The 21,581-nt window shown below is 65.8% G+C and carries 17 protein-coding genes and 1 pseudogene; 4 read left to right on the top strand and 14 right to left on the bottom strand.

The window, feature by feature from the left end; translation table 11 throughout:
* The first annotated feature begins 71 nt into the window (after nucleotides 1–71).
* Both ACTDI4_RS19235 and ACTDI4_RS19240 read left to right on the top strand, forming a co-directional pair.
* Nucleotides 72–1,526 (top strand): glutamate synthase subunit beta, encoded by a 1,455-nt coding sequence (locus ACTDI4_RS19235; RefSeq protein WP_442842671.1) that lies wholly within the window; start codon nucleotides 72–74, stop codon nucleotides 1,524–1,526.
* Nucleotides 1,527–1,812: 286 nt separating this feature from the next.
* Nucleotides 1,813–2,516 (top strand): annotated as a pseudogene (locus ACTDI4_RS19240) (IS5 family transposase).
* Between the two features lie 80 nt (nucleotides 2,517–2,596).
* Here ACTDI4_RS19240 and ACTDI4_RS19245 read toward each other — a convergent pair.
* Nucleotides 2,597–3,811: a DUF459 domain-containing protein gene (locus ACTDI4_RS19245; protein ID WP_442842672.1), complete on the bottom strand. Its 1,215-nt coding sequence runs from the start codon at nucleotides 3,809–3,811 to the stop codon at nucleotides 2,597–2,599.
* A gap of 30 nt (nucleotides 3,812–3,841) precedes the next feature.
* On the bottom strand, nucleotides 3,842–5,065 hold the full coding sequence (locus ACTDI4_RS19250; RefSeq protein ID WP_442842673.1) for a lytic murein transglycosylase: 1,224 nt from the start codon (nucleotides 5,063–5,065) through the stop codon (nucleotides 3,842–3,844).
* A gap of 212 nt (nucleotides 5,066–5,277) precedes the next feature.
* Between ACTDI4_RS19250 and galU the strand changes: the two genes are divergently transcribed.
* Nucleotides 5,278–6,183, top strand: a complete 906-nt coding sequence (gene galU, locus ACTDI4_RS19255; protein WP_442842674.1) for a UTP--glucose-1-phosphate uridylyltransferase GalU — start codon at nucleotides 5,278–5,280, stop codon at nucleotides 6,181–6,183.
* Nucleotides 6,184–6,211: 28 nt separating this feature from the next.
* On the opposite strand, the gene ACTDI4_RS19260 is transcribed toward galU, so the two are convergent.
* The gene (locus ACTDI4_RS19260) at nucleotides 6,212–7,750 is read right to left on the bottom strand and encodes an outer membrane beta-barrel protein (RefSeq protein ID WP_442842675.1); all 1,539 of its coding nucleotides are present in this window, start codon (nucleotides 7,748–7,750) and stop codon (nucleotides 6,212–6,214) included.
* 189 nt (nucleotides 7,751–7,939) lie between these two features.
* On the opposite strand from ACTDI4_RS19260, the gene ACTDI4_RS19265 reads away from it, so the two are divergent.
* Nucleotides 7,940–8,941 (top strand): KpsF/GutQ family sugar-phosphate isomerase, encoded by a 1,002-nt coding sequence (locus ACTDI4_RS19265; protein ID WP_442842676.1) that lies wholly within the window; start codon nucleotides 7,940–7,942, stop codon nucleotides 8,939–8,941.
* 33 nt (nucleotides 8,942–8,974) lie between these two features.
* On the opposite strand, the gene ACTDI4_RS19270 is transcribed toward ACTDI4_RS19265, so the two are convergent.
* The 11 genes from ACTDI4_RS19270 to ACTDI4_RS19320 all read right to left on the bottom strand — a co-directional run bounded on the left by ACTDI4_RS19270 (nucleotide 8,975) and on the right by ACTDI4_RS19320 (nucleotide 21,581).
* Nucleotides 8,975–9,820 (bottom strand): EamA family transporter, encoded by an 846-nt coding sequence (locus ACTDI4_RS19270; RefSeq protein ID WP_442842677.1) that lies wholly within the window; start codon nucleotides 9,818–9,820, stop codon nucleotides 8,975–8,977.
* A 298-nt stretch (nucleotides 9,821–10,118) separates the two neighbouring features.
* Nucleotides 10,119–11,186, bottom strand: a complete 1,068-nt coding sequence (locus ACTDI4_RS19275; protein ID WP_442842678.1) for an ABC transporter ATP-binding protein — start codon at nucleotides 11,184–11,186, stop codon at nucleotides 10,119–10,121.
* A 14-nt stretch (nucleotides 11,187–11,200) separates the two neighbouring features.
* Nucleotides 11,201–11,992: an ABC transporter permease gene (locus ACTDI4_RS19280; protein WP_442842679.1), complete on the bottom strand. Its 792-nt coding sequence runs from the start codon at nucleotides 11,990–11,992 to the stop codon at nucleotides 11,201–11,203.
* Nucleotides 11,989–12,780, bottom strand: a complete 792-nt coding sequence (locus tag ACTDI4_RS19285; protein WP_442843408.1) for an ABC transporter permease — start codon at nucleotides 12,778–12,780, stop codon at nucleotides 11,989–11,991. The genes ACTDI4_RS19280 and ACTDI4_RS19285 overlap by 4 nt, the downstream gene beginning before the upstream one ends.
* 180 nt (nucleotides 12,781–12,960) lie before the next feature.
* Nucleotides 12,961–14,070 carry an ABC transporter substrate-binding protein gene (locus tag ACTDI4_RS19290; protein WP_442842680.1) on the bottom strand — a complete coding sequence of 370 codons (1,110 nt, stop codon included), beginning with the start codon at nucleotides 14,068–14,070 and terminating at the stop codon, nucleotides 12,961–12,963.
* 224 nt (nucleotides 14,071–14,294) lie between these two features.
* The gene (locus ACTDI4_RS19295; protein WP_442842681.1) at nucleotides 14,295–15,467 is read right to left on the bottom strand and encodes an iron-containing alcohol dehydrogenase; all 1,173 of its coding nucleotides are present in this window, start codon (nucleotides 15,465–15,467) and stop codon (nucleotides 14,295–14,297) included.
* 183 nt (nucleotides 15,468–15,650) lie between these two features.
* Nucleotides 15,651–17,039, bottom strand: coding sequence for an aldehyde dehydrogenase family protein (locus tag ACTDI4_RS19300; RefSeq protein ID WP_442842682.1), 1,389 nt, complete (start codon nucleotides 17,037–17,039; stop codon nucleotides 15,651–15,653).
* A gap of 51 nt (nucleotides 17,040–17,090) precedes the next feature.
* Nucleotides 17,091–18,461 carry a glutamine synthetase family protein gene (locus ACTDI4_RS19305; RefSeq protein ID WP_442842683.1) on the bottom strand — a complete coding sequence of 457 codons (1,371 nt, stop codon included), beginning with the start codon at nucleotides 18,459–18,461 and terminating at the stop codon, nucleotides 17,091–17,093.
* Between the two features lie 86 nt (nucleotides 18,462–18,547).
* A complete protein-coding gene (locus ACTDI4_RS19310; protein WP_442842684.1) occupies nucleotides 18,548–19,612 on the bottom strand; it encodes a TRAP transporter substrate-binding protein in 1,065 nt (354 codons plus the stop codon).
* Nucleotides 19,613–19,743: 131 nt separating this feature from the next.
* Entirely contained in the window at nucleotides 19,744–21,072 is a 1,329-nt protein-coding gene (locus tag ACTDI4_RS19315; protein ID WP_442842685.1) for a TRAP transporter large permease, read from the bottom strand.
* Entirely contained in the window at nucleotides 21,069–21,581 is a 513-nt protein-coding gene (locus ACTDI4_RS19320; RefSeq protein ID WP_442842686.1) for a TRAP transporter small permease subunit, read from the bottom strand. Before ACTDI4_RS19320 ends, ACTDI4_RS19315 begins: the two co-directional genes overlap by 4 nt.

Genomic DNA, 21,581 nt, shown 5'->3' on the forward strand with positions numbered 1-21,581 from the left:
CCGGGCGCGGCGTCTCACCGATTTAGCGAACCGGCGGTGCGAGCGCGCCGGGCTACGAACGAGAGTTTGACATGGGCAAGGTGACAGGTTTTCTCGAGATCGACCGGCAGGTCCACAAGTACCAGCCGGCCGCCGATCGCATCCGGCATTTCCGCGAGTTCACGCTGCCGATGTCGGATACGGAGGTGGAGAAGCAAGCGGCGCGCTGCATGGATTGCGGCGTGCCCTATTGCCACGGGCCGACCGGCTGCCCGGTGCACAACCAGATCCCCGACTGGAACGACCTCGTCTACCAGGGCGACTGGGACACAGCCATCCGCAACCTGCACTCCACCAACAACTTCCCCGAATTCACCGGCCGCATCTGCCCGGCGCCTTGCGAGGAAGCGTGCACGCTGAACTTGGAGGACATTCCCGTCGCCATCAAGACGGTGGAGCAGGCGCTCGCCGACAAGGCCTACGAGACCGGCTATGTGCGCCCCTATCCGCCGCAGAGCAAGACGGGCAGGCGCGTGGCGATCATCGGCTCCGGGCCGGCCGGCATGGCCGCCGCCCAGCAGCTCGGCCGCGCCGGCCACGACGTGCATGTCTACGAGCGCGAGAGCCGCCCCGGCGGGCTGATGCGCTACGGCATCCCCGACTTCAAGATGGAGAAGCACTATATCGACCGCCGCATCGAGCAGATGCAGGGCGAGGGCGTGACCTTCTTCTGCGGCGTCAATGTCGGCGTCGACAAGCCCGCGACCGAGTTGCTGGCCGACTATGACGCGGTGCTCTACTGCGGCGGCTCGGAAACGCCGCGTGCCGCCGGCATTCCCGGCGACGATCTCGACGGGGTGCACGACGCCATGCCCTATCTGGTGCAGCAGAACCGGCGCGTCGGCGGCGAGGGCATCCAGTCGGTCGCCTGGCCGTCCAGGCCGATCCTGGCGGGCGGCCAGCATGTGGTGGTGGTGGGCGGCGGCGACACCGCCTCCGACTGCGTCGGCACCGCCTTCCGGCAGGGCGCGGTGCGCGTCACCCAGCTCGACATCCGCCCGCAGCCGCCCGAAAAGGAGGACAAGCTTTCGGTGTGGCCCTACTGGGCGACCAAGATGCGCACCTCCTCCAGCCAGGCCGAGGGCGCGGAGCGCGAATTCCAGGTGGCGACGCTGGAGTTCATCGGCGAGGAAGGCCAGCTCACCGGCGTGAAGTGCTGCGAGGTGGACGAGAAGCGCAAGCCGGTCCCGGGCACCGAATTCGTCATCCGCGCGGACCTGGCCTTCATCGCCATCGGCTTCGCCGGCCCGCTCGCCACCGGCGTGGTGTCGGAACTGGAGGGCAGGATGCGGATGGCGACCGATACCCGCCGCTCGCGCAACGTCTCGGCCGACGACCGCGACTACCGCACCAGCGCCGAAAAACTGTTCGCCGCCGGCGACGCGCGACGCGGTCAGTCGCTGGTGGTATGGGCGATCCGCGAGGGCAGGCAGGCGGCGCGCGCCATCGACGAGGCGCTGATGGGCACGAGCGTGCTGCCGCGCTGAGTTTGCAGCCTATCCGGATATGGCTCTACCCCCACCCCTGTCCCCTCCCCACAAGGGGGAGGGGAACTTCGCAGCAGCTCTATCCGACATCGAACATCGACGAATTTCGGTTGAGGCCTCGACGGAATCGTCCCCCTCCCCCTTGTGGGGAGGGGTTAGGCCGTATCGACATTCAGGGTTCCCAATTGGGTTGATGTCTGATTCATGAGTTTCCGCGATTTGCGGAGGCGTCATGGGGATCAAGCGGTACGAGTTGAGCGAGACGCAGTGGCATCGGATCGAGCCGATGCTGCCGGGCAAAGTATCCGATCCGGGTCGGACAGCGGGCGACAACCGGTTGTTTGTGAACGGTGTTTTGTGGGTTTTGCGATCAGGTGCGCGCTGGTCGGACCTGCCCGAGCGCTATGGCAAATACAAGACGGTGCACAAGCGCTTCACCCGCTGGGCGCGCGCCGGCGTGTGGGAGCGTATCTTCAGCCTGCTCGCCCGCGACCGGGACAACGAATATCTGATGATCGACTCATCGATCGTGCGTGCCCACGCCCAGGCGGCAACGGGTCAAAAAGGGGGCTCCGCGACCAGGCTCTGGGGCGCTCCCGCGGAGGGCTGACGTCCAAATGGCATATCGCGGTCGATACGTTCGGCCGCCCCGTGCGTTTCATCCTGACAAGCGGCAACACCAGCGACGCCAGGCTGGCCATCCCCTTGCTGACGGGCCTGCCCGCCGATCACGTCGTCGCCGACAAGGCATACGATGCCCACGCCATCCTCGATCATATCGCGGCCAGCGGCGCCCGGCCCATCATTCCCCGGCGCACATGCATGCCCCGCAAGAGGGCCTTCGATCCCAGCAAGTACAAACTGCGCAACCGCGTCGAGCGAACCATCGGCAAGCTCAAGCAACTGCGCCGCATCGCAACCCGATACGATCGATTGCCCCTCAACTACCTCGCAACCCTATATCTCGCTGCAATCGCCTTCTGGTGCTGAATGTCGATTCAGCCTAGGGGTGGGGGTATTCGCCAGCACAAGGACCGGCGTTCCATGTGTCTCCGCGCCGAGATTGGCCGCTACTGCGCCGCCACGCCGGCCGTGCTGGCGGCCGGCTTCTCCGATCCGGTCTTCGGCGGCCAGGAAAAATCGTCGGCACGCCCGGGCGCGACCTGTGGCGCGATGCCCTGCACCAGCAGCCTTTCGGCGGGCGTGGCCGCGCCCGGTGCGGTTTCCGGAGCCGCGCCGAGAAGCTCAGTGCCGCCGTCCAGCGCCGGGTCGTCCAGCAGCATGGGTTGCGTGCGGTCCACCACCGCCGGCGCGGCCGCCCCTTCCGGCGTTTCGGCAGAGGGCGCGGCGGGCAAGGGTGCGGCCGGCACGCCGGTGGGGCTTGCCAGGCCCAGCAGCTTGAGCAGCGGCTTTTCCGCGTAGAACGCCACCTTGCGCTTGCCGGCCCGCGTCAGGTTGATGCCGTCGTCGGCGCGCAGGCGCACGGGCTGGCCGCTCACGTCCGGCCCGGTCGACACGAAGGCGCCGTTCTCGTCCACGAAACCGTCCCAGATGTCGACGAAATCGCCGCCGCTGCCTTCGGCCGCTGCCTTGTAGATGTCGTTGAAGGCCAGCATGTCGGCCGTCATGCGGCTTGCCTTGAAGGCCGGTACGCCCACCCACAGGAACGGCACCTTGGCGGCGGCGACCGCCTTGCCGAACACCTTGGTGCGGGACTCGTAGGCCATGGTCCAGACGTCGGAGCGGGGCGGCTCGCGCTGGTCGCCGACGCGCATCTGCTGGCGATCGTTGGATCCCATCATGATCAGAACCGCAGCCGGCTTCTCGCTCTCCAGCAGCGGACCGATCTCCTTCGGCCAGTCGTAGAAATCGTCGCGCACGAAGCCCGAAGAGCCTTTGCTGCGATCGACCACGCGGATGCCGGGATTGTCCGCGAACATCTCGTCCAGTCCCTCCGCCAGGCCGCTGGCCATGAAATCGCCGACGACCAGCACGGTGCGCGCGTCCGGCGCCTTCTCCGCCACCGGCGGGCGCGGCGGCTCGGCCGGCTGGGCCGGTGCCGTCCTTGCCTTTTTCCTGGGCTGAGGCGGCGTGATCTCCGGCGCCGGCGGATAAACCCGCTCGCTCCTGCGCGGGAACAAAAGGTTGCGCAGCGACCAGCCCTGCTCCTGGGCGGCTGCGGGCGAATGCAGGGCCGCCATGGCGAGCGCGGTTGCCATGGCAAAGGCAGCCAGCAGCAGCGGCACCCGCAGCGCCACTCTGCGAAAACGCGGTGCCTCAGCCAAATGGAGCCTCCTACCCCAGAGCCCTGACGGCTATTTCCTCAGCCATTTGAGCACTTCCATGCTCGGATGCCCGTCCTGGGCAATGCCCGCCTGTGCCTGGAAGCTCATGATGGCCGCCTTGGAAACCTCGCCGATCTTGCCATCGAACTTTCCGCCGTAGTAGCCCCGCGCGGCCAGCCTCTGCTGAAGCTCCTGCCTTTCCACGAAGGTCAGCTTGGTGAAGGGCCTGTTCCAGTCGCGGACCAGCCCGCCATATCCGGCGATCTCGTCGGCCAGCAGGCCTACGGCGAAGGCATATTTGTCGGCGTTGTTGTAGCGCTTGATGACCGAGAAGTTCTTGATGACCAGGAAGGCCGGGCCCTCGCGGCCGCCGGGCAGCTTCAGCTCGGCGCTCTCGCTGGCGTTCTTGAAGGGCTTGCCGTTGGCGCGCGCCACACCCAGCGCCTGCCACTTGGCGATCGACATCGTGCCGGCCGGGAACTTTCGGCCCTGCGGCAGCGCCACCTCGTAGCCCCAGGTGCGCCCGCTCTGCCAGCCGTTCTTGCGCAGCAGGTTGGCGGCGGTGGCCAGCGCGTCGGGCACCGAGTTCCAGATGTCGCGCCTGCCGTTGCCGTCCATGTCAACCGCATAGCTCTGGTAGCTGGTCGGGATGAACTGGGTGTGGCCCATGGCTCCGGCCCACGAGCCGCTGAGATGGCTTTCATCGATGTCGCCGCTCTGCAGGATCTTGAGCGCGGCGATGAGTTGCGTGCGGGCGAACTTGGCCCGCTGCGGGTCGCCATAGGCGAGCGTGGCCAGCGAGCGGATCACGTTGCGCATGATGTCGGTGCGCTTCAGCGTCTCGCCATAGTTCGATTCCATCGACCAGATCGCCAGCAGCGTGTAGCGGTCGACGCCGAAGCGCTGCTCGATGCGGTCGAGCCACGGCTTCCACTGCCGCGCCATGGCGCGGCCGTTGGCGACCGCCTCGTCGTGCACGCGGTTGTCGAAATAGTCCCAGGCGGGCGCGGTGAATTCGGGCTGGTAGCGGGCCTTCTGCAGCACTTCGGGATCTATGTCGGTGATGCCGCGGAAGGCGCGGTCGTAGACGGCGCGCGAAACGCCCGCCTGCTCGGCGGTCGCCCGGAAGGAGGCGATCCAGTTCCGGAAGCCGGCATCGGCGAAGGCGGAACCTGCGGGCAGGATCAGCGCGAGCGAAAGGGCGGTTGCGGCGGCGAAGCGGGCTATACGCCTTGCGGTGGTGCGAGCGGGCACGTTGTCCTCCTTCTTGGTCGCAGGAAGATCAATTATCGCCGGAACCGGGTTAGGATTTGGTTTACCATGGTCCATGTCGGGAACGAAAAACAACTTCAACCCTTATTAACCGAAAGCCACATTTCGGCTGTTCATTAATCCTCAATTCCGGCGTGAAAATGTCCCGTTAAACGGGCATTGCGGAAGCAGCCAACCACACGGATAATCGGTCCATGAGAAAAGTACGCAAGGCAGTCTTTCCGGTCGCCGGCCTCGGTACGCGTTTCCTTCCCGCCACCAAGGCGATCCCGAAGGAGATGCTGACCGTCGTCGACAGGCCGGTCATCCAATATGTCGTGGATGAGGCGCGCGAGGCCGGGATAGAGCATTTCATTTTCGTGACCGGCCGCAACAAGGCGGTCATCGAGGACCATTTCGATATCCAGTTCGAGCTGAACCACACGCTTGCCGAGCGCGGCAAGGACGACCAGCTCGACCGCCTCCACCGCCTTCAGCCGCAGCCGGGCCAGACCAGCTTCACCCGCCAGCAGGTACCGCTCGGCCTCGGCCATGCGGTGTGGTGCGCGCGCGAACTGGTCGGCGACGAGCCCTTCGCGCTCCTGCTGCCCGACATGATCACCCTGCCCGATCAGGGCTGCATGAAGGACATGGTGGCGCTCTACAACGAAACCGGCGGCAGCATCATCGCCGTCGAGGAGTGCGACCCCTCCGAAACGCACAAATACGGCATTGTCGGGCGCGGCGAAGACGCCTCCACCGGCTTCCGCATCACCGGAATGGTGGAGAAGCCGAAGCCCGGAACGGCGCCCTCCAACCTCTACATCAACGGCCGCTACATCCTCCAGCCGGAGATATTCGCCATATTGGAAAGCCAGGAGCGCGGCGCCGGCAACGAGATCCAGCTCACCGACGCCATGCTGAAGCTGGAAAGGCAGCAATCCTTCTACGGCTATCACTACCGCGGCCGCACATTCGACTGCGGCTCGCCGGAGGGTTTCATCGAGGCCAATGTAGCGTTCGCCCTGTCGCGCAGCGACATGAACGAAAGCATGGCCTGTTCCATCCGCACCCTTCTGGCCGAAGTGGAGCCGGCCCGGCGCAAGGTGGCCGCCGGATAGCGTAGTCGCTCATCCGCGCTGAATGGATTCAGCGCTGCAGGATTAGGCCGAGATAGACGCTGTTCGTGCGGCTGTCGCGGTCGGGCAGGTTGCTGGTGACCGCTTCGTGGCGGGCGCGGCCGGTGATGCCGGCATAGCGGTTGAGCCACCAGGTCAGCCCCGCCTCGGCGCTGTAGATGAGGTCGTGGCCGCCGGAGCCCAGATAGTCGCGCCAGCCTGCGCCGAACTCGGCATTGGCGGTCAGGTCCGCACGGACGCGGCGTTCCGCCGAGAGGCGTGCGGCATAGAGTATGGACCCGCTCTGGCCGGCGCTGGTGGTGTCCTCCAGCGTGGTGTCTCCGCGCAGGCCGATGACCGTGCCGCGCTCGGGCGACCATCTCAGGTCGGCCGCCACCGTCGCTGCCGAGATCGGCGCCAGGCGGTCGTCGTCGAAGCTCTCGCGAATCCAGCCCGCCGAAACCTCGCCGCCCAGCTTCTCGCCGAGGTCGAGAGCAAGGCCGCCGCGCCCGCCGATCCGGTTCGACGAGCGCTCGTAGCCGTTTGCGTCGGCGCGGTGGTCGAAGACACGGCGGCCGATCTCCAGCTCGGCAAACGGCGTCAGAACCGGAGAAATCTCGTAGCCGCCCCGCAGCGCCACCGTATAGAGCGTGGAATCGCGGTCCTTCTGCGAAAGCACGCCGCCGGAGGAAAGGTCGGCATCGCCGTAGATGTCGCGCGTGGCGGCACCCGCCAGCCCGAGGCGCACCTTGCCGATGTCCTTGCGGATGCCGAGCCCGCCGTCGAAGCTCTGCCGAAGCGGCTGCGAAAGCGTGCCTTCGATGACGACCGGTGAATCGGCGGTCTCGGGCGCAGCCTCGTAGCCGAGCCGGGCCAGCGCGCGCCAGTCATGGCCGAGGTCGAGGTCCAGCGTTCCTTCGACGCGGCCCTGGACGTCCTGCACCTCCTGCCCCGAAAGCGTCTTGCGGAAGATGCCGTAGCCATTGACGTTGGCCGAATTGCCCTCCCAGTCGGACGCGGCGTCGAAGCGCAGCGTGGTTTCCGAAAGCACCGCCGGCCTGCCGCCGACGCTGGAATCCGCGTTCGAAGTGGCCTTGACCCCCTGCTCGATCGACGGCCGCAGGAGGAAGGAGCCCATCCTGACGCCGACCGCCTCGAAGGCATTGTCCTCCTCACGCCTCTCCCGCCGCTCGATGGCGCCCGTGCGCTCCGCGCGGGCGACGGAATTCTCCGGTTCGGCCGCATCCACCGTCGTCGTCCGGAGATTTCCCTGTTCGGGCTCGTCGGCATCCGCGGCAGGCCCTGCCGACGCCGCCGCCCGAGCCTGCGCGCCGGTCGTCCTGCGCGCGCTGGGGGGCGCCGGGACAGGCGAATCGGATGTGCCGTCATCCGCCTGCGCGGCGTCGGCCACGGCGCCCGGGCTGACGGGCGTGTAGGCTGGCGGCGGGGACGTCTGTGCGTTTTGAACCGCCGGATCGGAAATGAAGCCGCGCAGTTGGGTGTCCTGCGCTGCGGCCGGAACGATGCCCGCATGCGGGAAGGCAAGCGCCGCTGCCGCCAGCGACAGCACGCGGGCAGCCTTTCCCGTTCGGCTCTTCTGAGGTCCCCGCGACATCGTCACCACTGTCTGCCGGCATGCGCCCAAGTTTTACCGAACCGTAAACGGCGATGGTTAACACAGGGTTGAGGGGAAGCCCGGAAGCGGCGCGGCGGCGATTGAGTTGGACAGGCCGCATCCGAAGCGCTAATCGCATGCTTCATGCAGACACGACCCTTGAAGAACGCACAGCCCGATCCGCAGGCGGCGATCGAATCCGCGCTCCGCACCGTGGCCACCGAGCAGGCCGGCATCGAGGCGCTGGCGGCCGCCCTGCAGGACGGGCTGGCCGCGCCCTTCGCCGAGGCGGTCGGCATCGTCTCGTCGATCACCGGCCGCGTCATCGTCACCGGCGTCGGCAAGAGCGGCCATATCGGCTCCAAGGTCGCGGCCACACTGGCTTCCACCGGCACGCCGGCCTTCTTCGTGCATCCTGTCGAGGCCAACCACGGCGACCTCGGCATGATCGCCGCCGACGACGCCATCATTGCCCTGTCGTGGTCGGGCGAGACGCCGGAGCTGAAGGGCATCATCGCCTATTCGCGCCGCTTCTCCATCCCGTTGGTCGCCATCACCGCTGGCAAGTCCTCGGCGCTGGCACGCGCGGCCGATGTGGTGCTGCTGCTGCCGCGCGCGGCGGAGGCCTGCCCGCACGGGCTTGCGCCGACCACGTCCACGCTGCTGCAACTGGTGACGGGCGATGCGCTGGCGATCGCGCTGCTGGAAGCCCGCGGCTTCACGCCGGAGCATTTCCGCACCTTCCACCCGGGCGGCCAGCTCGGCGCCAACCTGACGCGCGTTTCGGAGATCATGCGCACCGGCGACCAGATTCCGCTGGCGCGGCTCAGCACCAGGATGCCCGAGGCAGTCATGACGCTGGCCCAGAAGAAGGTGGGCTGCGTATTCGTGATAGACGGGGACGGGCGCCTGGCCGGCATCATCACCGACGGCGACCTCGCCCGCAACATGCACCGCAACCTCGCCGAGACGACCGTGGACGAGGTGATGACCCGCGCGCCGAAGACGATCGAGCCGCAGATGTTCGCCGGCGCCGCGATCGCGCTGCTCAACAAGCACAATATCAGCGCGCTGGTGGTGATGGAGGGCGGCATGCCGGTGGGCGTGGTGCATTTCCACGACCTGCTGCGCATCGGCGCGGCCTGAGAAAACCGCAAGCGGCGGACCGCCGGGCCCGCCTCACGCCATGCGCAGCGCCACCACGCCCGCCACGATGGACAATGCCGCGGCCCCGCGCCATCCCGTCATCTTCTCGCCGAGGGCGAAGACCGAGATCATCATGGCGAACAGGATCGACGTCTCGCGCAGCGACGCCACCGAGGCGATCGGCGCCTTGGTCATGGCCCACATGACGATCCAGTAGGCGCCGCCGCTGAGCACGCCGGTGACCAGCCCCGACTTCCAGTCGCGCGCCATCGGCCGCAGGCAGGAAGTGCCCCGCACTGCCAGGCACAGGACGAGCGACCAGACCCCGTCGCAGATGAACAGCCACACCGCATAGCTGGACGCCGAAGCCGCCAGCCGCGCACCGCTGCCGTCGGAGAGCGTGTAGCTGGCGATGAACAGCGAGGTCGCCAGGGCAAAGCCCACCGCATGCCGGTTGAGCTTTTCCAGATGTCTCCCGCCACGGAACGACATGACCAGCGTGCCCGCCGAAAGCAGCAGGATGCCGAGTATGGCGAACGGACCCGGCACTTCCGAAACGACGAAGATGCCGCCCAGCGCCGCCAGCAGCGGCGCGGTTCCGCGCGCCAGCGGATAGGTCTGGGCAAGATCGCCCGCCTTGTAGGCGCCGATCAGGCACAGCTTGTAGCCCATGTGAAAGCACACCGAGGCGGCGATCCACGGCCACACCTCGGCTTTGGGAAACTCCACGAAGGGCGCCGCCGCCAGCGCCATGGCCGCCATGCCGAGCGTCAGTTGCGTCACCGACAGGAAACGATCGAGATGCACCTTCACCAGCGCGTTCCAGCTCGCATGCATGGCGGCCGCCGAAAGCACGGCGAGGAAGACGAGTGCGCTCATGGGCGGCCTGCCTTGCACATGGCCCGGCCGGCAAGGCGACCGTCGCGCCCCCGCGGCGCAGGGGCGCGGTCGTCCTCGATGCTGAAATCGCGCAGAAGGTCGGAGAGGATCGGCTTCACTGCTTATCCGGCTCAATTTCCGGGCAGGCAGTAACCTCTCATGCAGATCGATGCAATGTGCAGCACGGCCCTTGCGGCTGGGCCAGGCGATGTCGCCAAAAGCCCCTGCCTTCCCGGCAGCGCACCGGATCAGGGCAGGCGCAAAATGGGCATGGCCGCGGCCCTGGCTCGCAGGAAAATCAGCGCAGCACCAGCACGTCGCCCGAAGAGAAGCTGATCTGCGCCTTGTCGCCCACCCTGGGCGGCGGCGTGGCGGAATTGTTGAACGTGTCGAGCGAGACCAGGCCCTTGCCGAGGCCGACGCGCACCCGGATCACCGAGCCGAGGAAATGCACGTCGGCGATCTCGCCGGAAAGCCGGCTGTCATTGCCCTGCCGCGCGCCGAGCGCGATCGCCTCCGGGCGAAGCGCGAGCGACAGCACGTCGCCGGCCTTGGCCCCGTTCAGCATTCCCGTCTTCAGCGGGATGTCGTTGTCGTTGACGCGCACGGTTCCCGCCGCCGGGTCGACGACAGTGGCGTCCAGCACGTTCAGCGTGCCGACGAAGTTGGCGACGAACCGCGTCGCCGGCTGGTTGTAGATCTCGAAAGGCGTGCCCGCCTGCTCGGCCCTGCCGTCATACATGACCACGATGCGATCCGACATCGACAGCGCTTCTTCCTGGTCATGGGTGACGAAGATGGTGGTGATGTCGAGCTTCTTCTGGATGCTGCGGATTTCCTCGCGCAGCGAAAGGCGCACCTTGGCGTCGAGCGCCGACAGCGGCTCGTCGAGCAGGAGCAGCTTGGGCCGGGGCGCCAGCGCCCGCGCCAGCGCCACGCGCTGCTGCTGGCCGCCGGAAAGCTGGTAGGGGTAGCGGGCGCCGTATTCCTCCAGCTTGATGATGGCCAGCATCTCCTTGACGCGCTGGTCGATCTCGGACTTGGCCGCCCCCGCCACCTTGAGGCCGAAGCCGATGTTCTGCGCCACCGTCAGGTTGGGAAACAGCGCATAGGCCTGGAACACCATGCCGATGTTGCGCTGGTTGGGCTTGAGGTTGGTGACGTCCTTGCCGCCGATGAGGATGCGTCCGGCCGTCGGCTCCTCGAAGCCGGCCACCATGCGCAGCATCGTCGTCTTGCCGCAGCCGGACGGGCCGAGGAAGGAGACGAACTCGCCGCGCGCGACATCGAGGTTGAAGTCCTTGACGACGGTGGTTGCGCCGAACGCCTTGCGGACACCCTGGATGCTGAGGAAGGTTTCGGACATCGGGCCCTTTCGGATCAGTTCGGATTGTTGGCCGATTTCGGCGCGAAGCGCGACAGCACCTGGATCACCGACATGCAGCCCCAGGTGATGGCGAAGGCGATCACCGCAAGCGCCGCCGGCTCGTAGGCCCGGTTGGCGCCGATGTTCTGCAGGTAGGGGCCGAAGGCCGGGCGGTTGAGCAGGCTGGCGATGGTGAACTCGCCGATGACGATGGCAAAGGTCAGGAACGCGCCCGACAGCACCGCGATCAGCACGTTGGGCAGGATAATGCGGGCGATGATGGTGGTCCAGCCGGCGCCGTGCACCTGGGCGGCCTCGGTCAGCGTGCGCACGTCGATGGTGCGCAGGCCGGTGTCGACGGCGCGGTACATGTAGGGCAGCGCCAGAGTGGCATAGCCGATCATCAGGAGCACGTCGGCGCCGCGGTTGGTGGCCAGGAACGGCAACGGCGAGGACGAGCCGTACATGCGGATATAGCCGAACACGATGACGATGGCCGGGATGATGAGCGGCAGCAGCGTGATGAACTCCACTACTGGCCGGATGCGCGGCAGGCGCAGCCTGATCCAGTAGGCCGTCGGCACCACCAGCACCACGCCGATCAGGATGGTGAAGACGGCCACCACCGTCGAATAGAGGAAGGTTTCCTGGAAGCGCGGGTCGCCCAGCACCACCCGGTAGGCGTCGAGCGAATATTCGCCGCGCCGCATGCGCAGCGAAAACTCCACGGTGCCGATCAGCGGCAGGAAGAAATAGGCGGCGCCGAGAACGAAGGTGACCCAGGCCCAGATGCGGCTGCTCTTCATTTCAGCCACCGCTCGCTGCGCGTCCGGAACCAGATGTAGAGCACATTGGCCACGCCGGTGATGAAGATCATGCCGAAGGCCAGCGCATAGCCCAGATGCGGGTCCTGCAGCACGTCGCCCCGAATCTGCGCGTAGAGCAGGATCGGCACGATGTTGAGCGAGGAGCCGGTCAGCGCATAGGCCGTGGCGATGGCGCCGAAGGCGTTGGCGAAGAGCAGCACGACGGTTCCGAGGAAACTCGGCCACAGCACGGGGATGGCCACCATGCGCCAATACTGGAACTGGGTGGCCCCCAGCGTGGCGGCGGCCTCGGCCCATTCGCGCTTCAGCCCGTCTATGGCGGGCGCGATGATGACCACCATGAGCGGGATCTGGAAGAACAGATAGGTCAGCGTCAAGCCCGAGAAGGACAGGATGTTGAAGCCCAGCGCATAGATGTTGATGCCGAACCAGTCGCGCAGCAGGATGGTGACGAGGCCGAGCCGGCCGAGCGTGGCCAGGAAGGCGAAGGCCAGAGGCACGCCGGCGAAATTCGAGGCCACGCCCGAAAAGGTCATGGTGGTCGAGCGCACCCAGCCCGGCAGGCCGCCGCGCACCACGGCCACCGCGATGGCCAGCCCCGCCAGCGCACCGATGATGGCCGAGGCCAGGCTGATGCGGATCGAGATCCAGTAGGCGGCGATGATCGACGGCTGGAACAGCGCCACGATATTGGCGAAGGTGAACTGCCCCTGCGGGTTCTGGAAGGCGCCGAGCACCAGATAGAGCGTCGGCAGGATCAGGAACATCAGGGCGAAGAGGAAGAAGGGCGCCACGCCCAGCCAATGCAGCGGCAGCCTGGTCCTGCTGGCCGCTGCCGGCGGCAGGGACTGCCGGACCGCGGCGGGTTCGGAGGCGATGGCGTCGGTCATATTTTCGTATTCCGAGAGACGGCCGGGCCGCGCGGGGCGGCCCGGCCGTCGCGTTCCTTACTGAACGTTGGCGCCGACGACGCTGTCCCACTGCTTGGTGATGACGTCCTTCGAGGCCGCCTGTTCGTCAAGCGTCGGGAACACCGCCTTGGCATAGGCGTCGGCCGGCGGCATCTTGTCGAGCAGTTCCTGCGGAACCTTGCCGTTCTTGGCGAGGTCGTTGAAGCGGATCGGGTGGCAGTAGCCCTTCAGCCAGCCGAGCTGCCCCTCGTCGGAATAGAGATATTCCATCCACAGCTTGGCCGCGTTCGGATGCGGGGCATAGGCGCTGATCGCCTGGATGTAGACGCCGGCGACCACGCCCGACTTCGGCACGATCACGTCGACGGGCGGGTTGTCCTTCAGCGTGTCGCGGCTGGAGAGGGCATTGTAGTCCCACCAGATCAGGATCGGCGTCTGGCCCTGCGCCAGGGTCGCCGTCTTGCCGATGACCGGCACGAAGTTGCCCTTGGCGTTGAGGTCCTTGAAGAAGTCGAGGCCGGCCTTGGCCGCAGCCTCGCCGCCCGCCTCGCCGCCATTGGCCAGGCCCGCGGCATAGACGCTCATAATCGCCTGCGCCGACGCGCGCGGATCACCCGCCAGGGACACGGCGTTCTTGTATTCGTCCTTCAGGAGGTCCGACCAGTCCTGCGGCGGGTTGGACACCAGGTCCTTGTTCACCTGGAAGGCCAGCACGCCGTAATAGTCGCCGTACCAGTAGCCGTCGGCATCCTTGGCGCTGTCGGGGATCGAATCCCAGGTGGAGACCTTGTAGGGCTGGATCAGACCGTCGGCCTTCATCTGCGGGCCGTAGGAGAGGCCCACGTCGACCACGTCGGGCGCCTGCGGGCCCTTGTTGTCCTTGTTGGCCTTGATCGCCTCGACCTCGTCGCTCGACCCGGCGTCGGGGTTGAGCTCGTTGACGGAAATCTCCGGATACTTCTTCTTGAAGCCCTCGATCAGATCGCCATAGCCGCACCAGTCGTGCGGCAGCGCGATGGTGGTGAGCTGTCCCTCCTTCTTCGCCGCGGCGACCAGCTCGTCCATCGACTGAGCCGAGCCGATGGCCGTGGTGGTCAGCAGCGCCACGGCGGTAAGGGACAGGATCTTCCCCGCAAAATTGAACATGTGTCTCTCCGTTGTACTGACGCCTCCCGGCGCCTGCGATGCGGTTACCGATGCTCAGTGACAATCATGTGAAACGAACGCGTGCCTCCCGACCTCCGTCCCGCTGGCGGAAACTAAACTACGTTTCCGGCAAAGTGGCAATCGTCCGCATTCGGTTTCACGCGCAAAATTTCACTTGAGGCACATGAACTTTCGTTTTTGTTTCTCCTCGCTTTTCGAACGGCTCAAAGAGCCCCTTCCATGGCGTTCTGGAGCAGGGCTTGCGCCGCCTTCTTGGTAAGCTTGACCGGATTGCCGCCGGCGGTCGGATCCACCACCGCCATGTCGGCGATCAGGCCGGCGCGCTTCTTGTCCATCTCCAGCCCCTTGATGAGGCCCGGCAGGGTGTGTGGCACCTTCAGTTCCTTGCGCAGCTTCAGGATCGCCTTGGCGAAGCCGTCGAAGCCGCCCCTGATGCCGCAATAGGCGGCCAGGCGCACGATCTTGTCCTCGACCGCATCGCGGTTGAAGGCCAGCACATAGGGCATGAACACGGCGTTCGTCATGCCGTGATGGGTGTCGTAGAGCGCGCCGATGGGGTGCGACAGCGAATGGATGGCGCCAAGCCCCTTCTGGAAGGCGGTGGCGCCCATGGCCGCCGCGCTCATCATGTGGGCGCGCGCGACAAGGTCCTTGCCGTTGGCATAGGCCTTGGGCAGGTTTTCGAACACCAGCCTCACGCCCTCCACCGCGATGCCGTCCGCCATCGGGTGGTAGCCCGGCGCGCAATAGGCCTCCAGGCAGTGCGCCAGCGCGTCCATGCCGGTTCCGGCGGTGATGAAGGGCGGCATGCCGACGGTCAGCTCGGGATCGGCGATGACGATCTGCGGCAGCATCTTCGGATGGAAGATGACCTTCTTGGTGTGGCTGGCCTCGTGGGTGATGACGCCGGCGCGGCCGACCTCCGAGCCGGTGCCGGCCGTGGTCGGCACGGCGATGATGGGCACGATCTGTGAAGCGTCCGCGCGCGTCCACCAGTCGCCTATGTCCTCGAATTCCCATACCGGGCGGCTCTGGCCGGCCTGGAAGGCGATCAGCTTGCCCAGGTCCAGCGCCGAGCCGCCGCCGAAGGCGATGACGCCGTCATGCTTGCCCTTCTTGAACACCTCGATGCCGGCGGTGAGATTGGATTCCACCGGGTTCGGCTTGACGTCGGAAAAGACGCCGTAGGGCACCTTGGCCGCGTCGAGGATCTTCAGCGTCGAGGCCACCACCGGCAGCTTGGCCAGCCCCGGGTCGGTGACGAAGAGCGGCCGCTTGATGCCGGTCGCCTCCAGCACCTCCGGCAGTTCCTTGATGCGCCCCGCGCCGAAGCGCACGGTGGTGGGGTAATTCCATTTGGAGACGAGCTTGGTCATGAGGTGCGAGGTCCCGATTGATATATGCACGCCCCCTCACCCGGTTTGCTGACGCAAACCACCCTCTCCCCGCCGGGGAGAGGAGGGCGCTGGCGCTGCCGCCAGTCTCTTCTCCCCGTCGGGGAGAAGGTGGCCCGAAGGGCCGGATGAGGGGGTGCGGTCCTCATCCCTAGTTTCCAGGTCTCAGATAGCTTCTCTGAGATGATAGCTCTTCGGCCTTGTCAGATTGTCGTAGCCGATGGCGGAGAGCGCCGCGCCCTTGCCGGTGTCCTTCACGCCGGTCCACACCAGCGCGGGGTCGAGATAGTCGCACCGGTTCATGAACACCGTGCCGGTCTCGACGCGGTCGCCTATGGCCACGGCATGCTCGGTGTCGCTGGTCCAGATCGAGGCGGTGAGCCCGTAGGGGCTGTCGTTCATCAGCGCGACCGCCTCCTCGTCGTTGCGCACCTTCATGATGCCGACGATGGGGCCGAAGCTCTCCTCGCGCATCACGCTCATCTGGTGGTCGACATTGGTCAGCACCTCCGGCGCCAGGTAGGGCGAGCCGGGCACGTCCCCGTCCACCTTCATGTTGACGTGGGCGGTGGCACCCTTGCGCAGCGCCTCCGCCTTCTGCTCGCGGATCAGGTCGGCGAAGCGCGCCTGCGCCATCGGCCCCATGGTGGTGGCCTGTTCCAGCGGATTGCCCACCACATAATTCTTCGTCTCGGCGATGAAGCCCTCGACGAACTGGTCATAGACCTTTTCGTGCACGTAGACGCGCTCGATGCCGCAGCAACACTGGCCGGAGTTGAAGAAGGCGCCGTCGACCAGATTGGCGACGGCGTGGTCGAGCTTCGCATCCGGCAGCACATAGGCCGGGTCCTTGCCGCCGAGCTCCAGCCCCAGCGTCATGAAGGTGCCCGCCGCCGCCTTCTCGATGGCCCTGCCGCCGGCGACCGAGCCGGTGAAGTTGACATGGTCGATCTTGCCCGAGCCGAGCAGCTTCTCCGTCTGGGCGTGGTTGAGCACGATGTTCTGGAACACGCCCCTGGGCAGGCCGGCCTTGTCGAAGGCCTGCGCGAAGCGCTCGCCCACCAGCAGCGTCTGGGCGGCATGCTTGAGGATGACGGCGGAGCCGGCCATCAGCGCCGGCACGATGGTGTTGACGGCGGTGAGGTACGGATAGTTCCACGGCGCGATCACCATCACCACGCCGAGCGGGTCCTTCTTCACATAGCGGCGGAAGCCGTCCTTGGGATTGGAGGCCGGCACCGGCTTGAGCGCCTGCTCGGCGATCTCGACCATGTAGGAGACGCGCTCCTTCACGCCGCCGAACTCGCCGCCGTAGCGCACCGGCCGGCCCATCTGCCAGGCGATCTCGGGCACGATCTCGTCGCTCATGGCCACCAGCGCTTCCAGCATGGCCAGCATGTATTTTCCGCGCTCGGCGATGGAAGTCTTCGCCCAATCGACCTGCGCGGCGCGCGCGCGCTCGACCGCGGCGGCGACCGCCTTGTCGTCGGCGACGGCGCGCTCGGCATAGATCGAGCCGTCGATGGGGGATTTGAGTTTCACGATCTCAGTCATTGTCATATCTTCCTTGCTGCGCCGCCTCCGCTGCGGAAGCCGGCGCCGAACTCAATACCGCTCGAAGCCCCGGTGCAGTTCCCAGTCGGTGATGCGGCGGTCATATTCCATCTGTTCCCAGCGCGCCGTATGCAAATAGTGCTCGATCACGTCCTCGCCGAGCGCTTCCTTCAGCATCCGCGATTCGGCCAGCGTCTCGGTGGCGTCGCGGAGCGTCTTGGGGATTTCGGCCAGTTCCGCCGCCTGGTAGGCGTCTCCGGCGAAGGGCTGTTCCAGTTCCAGCCTCTCGTCGATGCCCGCAAGCCCGGCCGCGATCAGCGCCGCGAAAGCCAGATAGGGGTTCAGGTCGGCCCCGCCGATGCGGCATTCCATGCGGATGCCCTTGGTGCCCTCCCCGCACAGGCGGAAGCCGGCGGTGCGGTTGTCCTCGCTCCACATGATCTTGGTGGGCGCGAAGGTGCCGGACTGGAAGCGCTTGTAGGAATTGACGTAGGGCGCCAGGAAATAGGTGTATTCCTTGGCGTATTTGAGCTGCCCCGCCGACCATTGCCGGCCGAGTTCCGACAGCGTCCACGGCGCCTCGCGGTCGAAGAACAGCGGCGTCTTGCCGTCGGCGCTCCACAGCGAGTTGTGGACGTGGCTGGAGCTGCCGGCCAGGCCGTAATTGTACTTGGCCATGAAGCAGACGGCCTTGCCCTCGATGTCGGCGATCTCCTTGGCGCCGTTCTTGAGGAAGACGTGGCGGTCGGCCATCTCCAGCGCCTCGGCGTAGCGCACGTTGATCTCCTCCTGCCCCGGCCCCCATTCGCCCTTGGAACATTCGACGGGGATGCCGGCCGCCTGCATGTCGTTGCGCAGGCGGCGCATATAGCCTTCTTCCTTGGTGGTGATGCCGATCAGGTAGTCGCCGATATAGGGCGAGGCCGTGCCCAGTTCGTGCCAGCGCTTCCTGCGCGCAGAATCGTAGGTTTCGGAGAACAGGTAGAATTCCAGCTCGGAAGCGAAATAGGCGAGATAGCCGCGCTCCTGCAGCCGCTTGATCTGGCGCCGGAGGATGCCGCGCGGCGAGTGCGGCAGGTCCTCGTGGTCATGGTGGTCGAGCACGTCGCACAGCACCAGCGCGGTCTTGTCCAGCCACGGCACCGGGCGGATGGTGGAAAGATCGGGCTTCATGACGAAGTCGCCATAGCCCTTGGACCAGCTCGCCGCCCGATAGCCGGGCACCGGCTCCATGTCGATGTCGTCGGCCAAAAGGTAGTTGCAGCCATGGGTCTCGTCATAGGCGGATTCGACGAAGAACTGCGCCAGGAAGCGCTTGCCGATGAGCCGGCCCTGCATGTCGACCGCACAGGCCAGCACGGTATCGATGCCGCCGTCTGCGACCGCCTTCTTCAACTGATCGAACGATAGTTTTCCGGCCATTCTCTTCTCCGCCGCGACTGCGGCCGCTTCCTTGTTTCAACGGGTGAGCCCGGCCGCTCTGCGGCCGGGCTGCCAGGTCATGGATGTTAGCTGTAGCGGTAAGGTGCGCCCGCCTTGTCCATCGATTCATTGTATTTCTTGATGATCTCGACGACCTTGGCCGAACGCGGGCTCTGGCCGGCGATCTCGTCCCAGAACTTGGTCGCCTCGTCCTCCACCTGCCTCCACTGGTCGGCCGGCACCGTGGTCAGTTCCAGCTTGCCCTCGTTGCGGTACTTGGCCTCGCCCGCCCAGTACCAGTGCTGGCGGTAGTAGTGCGAGGTGTCGATCGACATCATGAAGAGCTGCTGAAGGTGTTCCGGCACCGCCTTCCACTTGTCGGTATTGACGAAATAGGAGCCGGCCCAGGCGCCCGACAGCGGATTGGTGAGGAAGTACTTCAGCGCGTTGGCCCAGCCGACCGTGTGCATTTCGGTGATGCCGCACCAGCACACGCCGTCCAGTTCGCCCGTCTGCAACGCCACTTCGACGTCCTCGTAGGGCAGCGTCACCGGCACGACGCCGAAACGCGACAGGAACTGGCCGCCGGTCGGGAAGGTGTAGACGCGCAGTCCCTTCAGGTCGTCGATCGACTTGATCGGCTTGGTCGTGCCGAAATTGCACGGGTCCCACGCGCCGCTGGAGAGCCAGGTGACGCCAGGGATTTCGGCGTAGGCCTCCTCCCAGATTTCCTTGAGGCCGTGCCAGTGCCAAAGCGCAGGAACGTCGAGCGAATAGCGGGAGGCGAGCGGGAAATAGGCGCCGAACACCTTGACGTCGACGGGGGCCGCGGCCGAGTCGTCGTCGCTCTGCGCGGCATCCAGCGTGCCGGACTGGACGGCGCGGAACAGTTCGCCCTGCGGCACGAGCTGGTCCGAGGTGTACATCTCGATGACCATTTCGCCGTGCGCGGCCTTGTTGAAGGCTTCCACCCCCGGCTTGCAGACATGGTCGGCGAGCGCCGGGCCGGCATAGGTCTGGAGCCGCCACTTGATCGGCGCCTGCGCCTTCACATAGGGCGCGGCGAGCGTCGTCGCGCCGACGGCGCCCACGCCAGTAAGAACGGATTTACGCAGGAAGTCTCGTTTGCTGATCGGTTTTTTTTCGCTCATTTCATCTCTCTCCCGTTGAAGTGACTAGATCAGTTCCGTTATCGCAGCCGGCAGGGTCCAGTCCGAACCGACCCTGCTCGCGGTTTTATCCATCCAATGTTCCATTGACCCTCCCAAGAACCTGAACGTCATCATCTCTTGCCCGAGTAAAGGTCGGGCAGGTACATCGCGATATCGGGGAACACCATGATGATGATCATGCAGAACACCATCAGGAAGAAGAACGGCACGATCGACTTGTAGATGTCGACGATGGTGATTTCCGGCGGCGCCATCGCCCGCATCAGGAACAGGTTGTAGCCGAAGGGCGGCACGATATAGGCGATCTGGCAGGTGATCGTATAGAGGATGCCGAACCAGATCAGGTCGAAGCCGAGCAGCTTGACCAGAGGGATGTAGAGCGGCGCGACGATCACCAGCATGGCGGTGTCGTCCAGGAACATGCCGAGGATGATGAAGGAAAGCAGCATCATCGACAACACGCCCCAGGGGCTGAGATCGAAGGTGTTGAGCAGCAGGCCCTCGATCGCCTTGATGGCGCCCAGCCCGTCATAGACGGCGCTGAAGCAGAGGGCGCCGAGGATGATCCACAGGAACATCGCCGAAACGGCCAGCGTGTTGCGCGTCGTCTCCTCGAGCACGTGGCGGTCCAGCTTCCCCGAGAACCACGCCGCGAGCAGCGACAGAAGCGCGCCCACCATCGAGGTTTCGACCAGGCTGGTGGTGCCCGAGAAGAACAGGCCCATGATGGCGGCGAACAGGCCGAACGGCAAAAGCCCCTCGCGCAGCAGGATGAATTTTTCGCGCGTGGTGATCCTGGCGCGTTCTTCTTCCGGCAGGACCGGGCCGAGTTCCGGCTGGATGCGGCAGCGGATGTAGATGTAGAGCGTGAAGACGATCGCCATCAGGAAGAACGGGCCGACGCCGGCCAGCCACAATTGCAGCACCGGCTGCCGGGCGATCATCGCATAGAGGATGAGAACGACCGAGGGCGGCCCCATGATGCCGAGCGAGGAACCGCCCTGGATGACGCCGGTGATCATCACCTTGTCGTAGCCGCGCCGCAGCAATTCCGGCAGCGCCACCGTGGCGCCGATCGCCATGCCGGCGACCGACAGGCCGTTGAACATGGAGATGACGATCATCAGCCCCATGGTGCCGAGCGCCAGCCCGCCGCGCACATTGCCGAACCAGACGTGGAACATGCGGTAGAGGTTGTTGGCGATGCCGGACTCCGAGAGCATGTAGCCCATGAACACGAAGAACGGCACCGTGATCAGCGGGTACCAGTTGAGAACCTGGAAGGCCGCGTTGAAGGGCAGTTCGAACGAGCCCGTTCCCCACAGCCACAATGCCGCCGCCGAGCCGACCGCGCCGATGACGCCGTAGACCCGCTGGCCGGTGGCCATCAGGATCAGCATCGAGGCGAACATGAAAAGGGTGATGAATTCGGAGCTCATGCGATCGGCTTTCCACGCGCTTCGGCGACGTCCTTGAAGAACTGGGCAATGGTCTGCAGAAGCATCAGGAAGATGCCGATGGTCATGGCGACCTTGACCGGCCACAGGACCGGCGCCCAGGCCGTATAGTTCTTCTGGCTGTAGACGATGGAGTAATTGGTCGAGGACACGCCGCCCCAGAACAGCACGGCCAGATAGAAGACGACGAACAGGATCGTGAACGAATCGACGATCGCCCGCGTTTTCGGCTTCATGTTGCTGTAGAAGAGGTCCATGCGCACATGCGCATTGATCTGCATGGAATAGGCGCCGCCGAGCAGGTAATAGGCCGACAGCATGAACTGCGTCATCTCCAGTGCCCAGTTCACCGGATAGCCGAGGATGATGCGCGCCACCGTCGAGTAGAGCAGGATCGCCCCCATCGGAAAGATGAGATACATGGCGAAGCGGCCGATCCAGTAGCCGACAGCCTCGACGTAGCGAACATAAAGCTGGATGGGCTTTGGCAA

This window comes from Mesorhizobium sp. PUT5, assembly GCF_052216645.1.
Lineage (GTDB): Bacteria > Pseudomonadota > Alphaproteobacteria > Rhizobiales > Rhizobiaceae > Mesorhizobium.

Bases quoted from the DNA above. Each gene is read 5' to 3' on its own strand.
- ACTDI4_RS19275 (WP_442842678.1), bottom strand. From the start codon at position 11,186: ATGTCCGAAACCTTCCTCAGCATCCAGGGTGTCCGCAAGGCGTTCGGC.
- ACTDI4_RS19265 (WP_442842676.1), top strand. From the start codon at position 7,940: ATGCAGACACGACCCTTGAAGAACGCACAGCCCGATCCGCAGGCGGCG.
- ACTDI4_RS19295 (WP_442842681.1), bottom strand. From the start codon at position 15,467: ATGACCAAGCTCGTCTCCAAATGGAATTACCCCACCACCGTGCGCTTC.
- ACTDI4_RS19305 (WP_442842683.1), bottom strand. From the start codon at position 18,461: ATGGCCGGAAAACTATCGTTCGATCAGTTGAAGAAGGCGGTCGCAGAC.
- ACTDI4_RS19270 (WP_442842677.1), bottom strand. From the start codon at position 9,820: ATGAGCGCACTCGTCTTCCTCGCCGTGCTTTCGGCGGCCGCCATGCAT.
- ACTDI4_RS19315 (WP_442842685.1), bottom strand. From the start codon at position 21,072: ATGAGCTCCGAATTCATCACCCTTTTCATGTTCGCCTCGATGCTGATC.
- ACTDI4_RS19285 (WP_442843408.1), bottom strand. From the start codon at position 12,780: ATGTTCCTGATCCTGCCGACGCTCTATCTGGTGCTCGGCGCCTTCCAG.
- ACTDI4_RS19280 (WP_442842679.1), bottom strand. From the start codon at position 11,992: ATGAAGAGCAGCCGCATCTGGGCCTGGGTCACCTTCGTTCTCGGCGCC.
- galU (WP_442842674.1), top strand. From the start codon at position 5,278: ATGAGAAAAGTACGCAAGGCAGTCTTTCCGGTCGCCGGCCTCGGTACG.
- ACTDI4_RS19290 (WP_442842680.1), bottom strand. From the start codon at position 14,070: ATGTTCAATTTTGCGGGGAAGATCCTGTCCCTTACCGCCGTGGCGCTG.
- ACTDI4_RS19235 (WP_442842671.1), top strand. From the start codon at position 72: ATGGGCAAGGTGACAGGTTTTCTCGAGATCGACCGGCAGGTCCACAAG.
- ACTDI4_RS19300 (WP_442842682.1), bottom strand. From the start codon at position 17,039: ATGACTGAGATCGTGAAACTCAAATCCCCCATCGACGGCTCGATCTAT.
- ACTDI4_RS19310 (WP_442842684.1), bottom strand. From the start codon at position 19,612: ATGAGCGAAAAAAAACCGATCAGCAAACGAGACTTCCTGCGTAAATCC.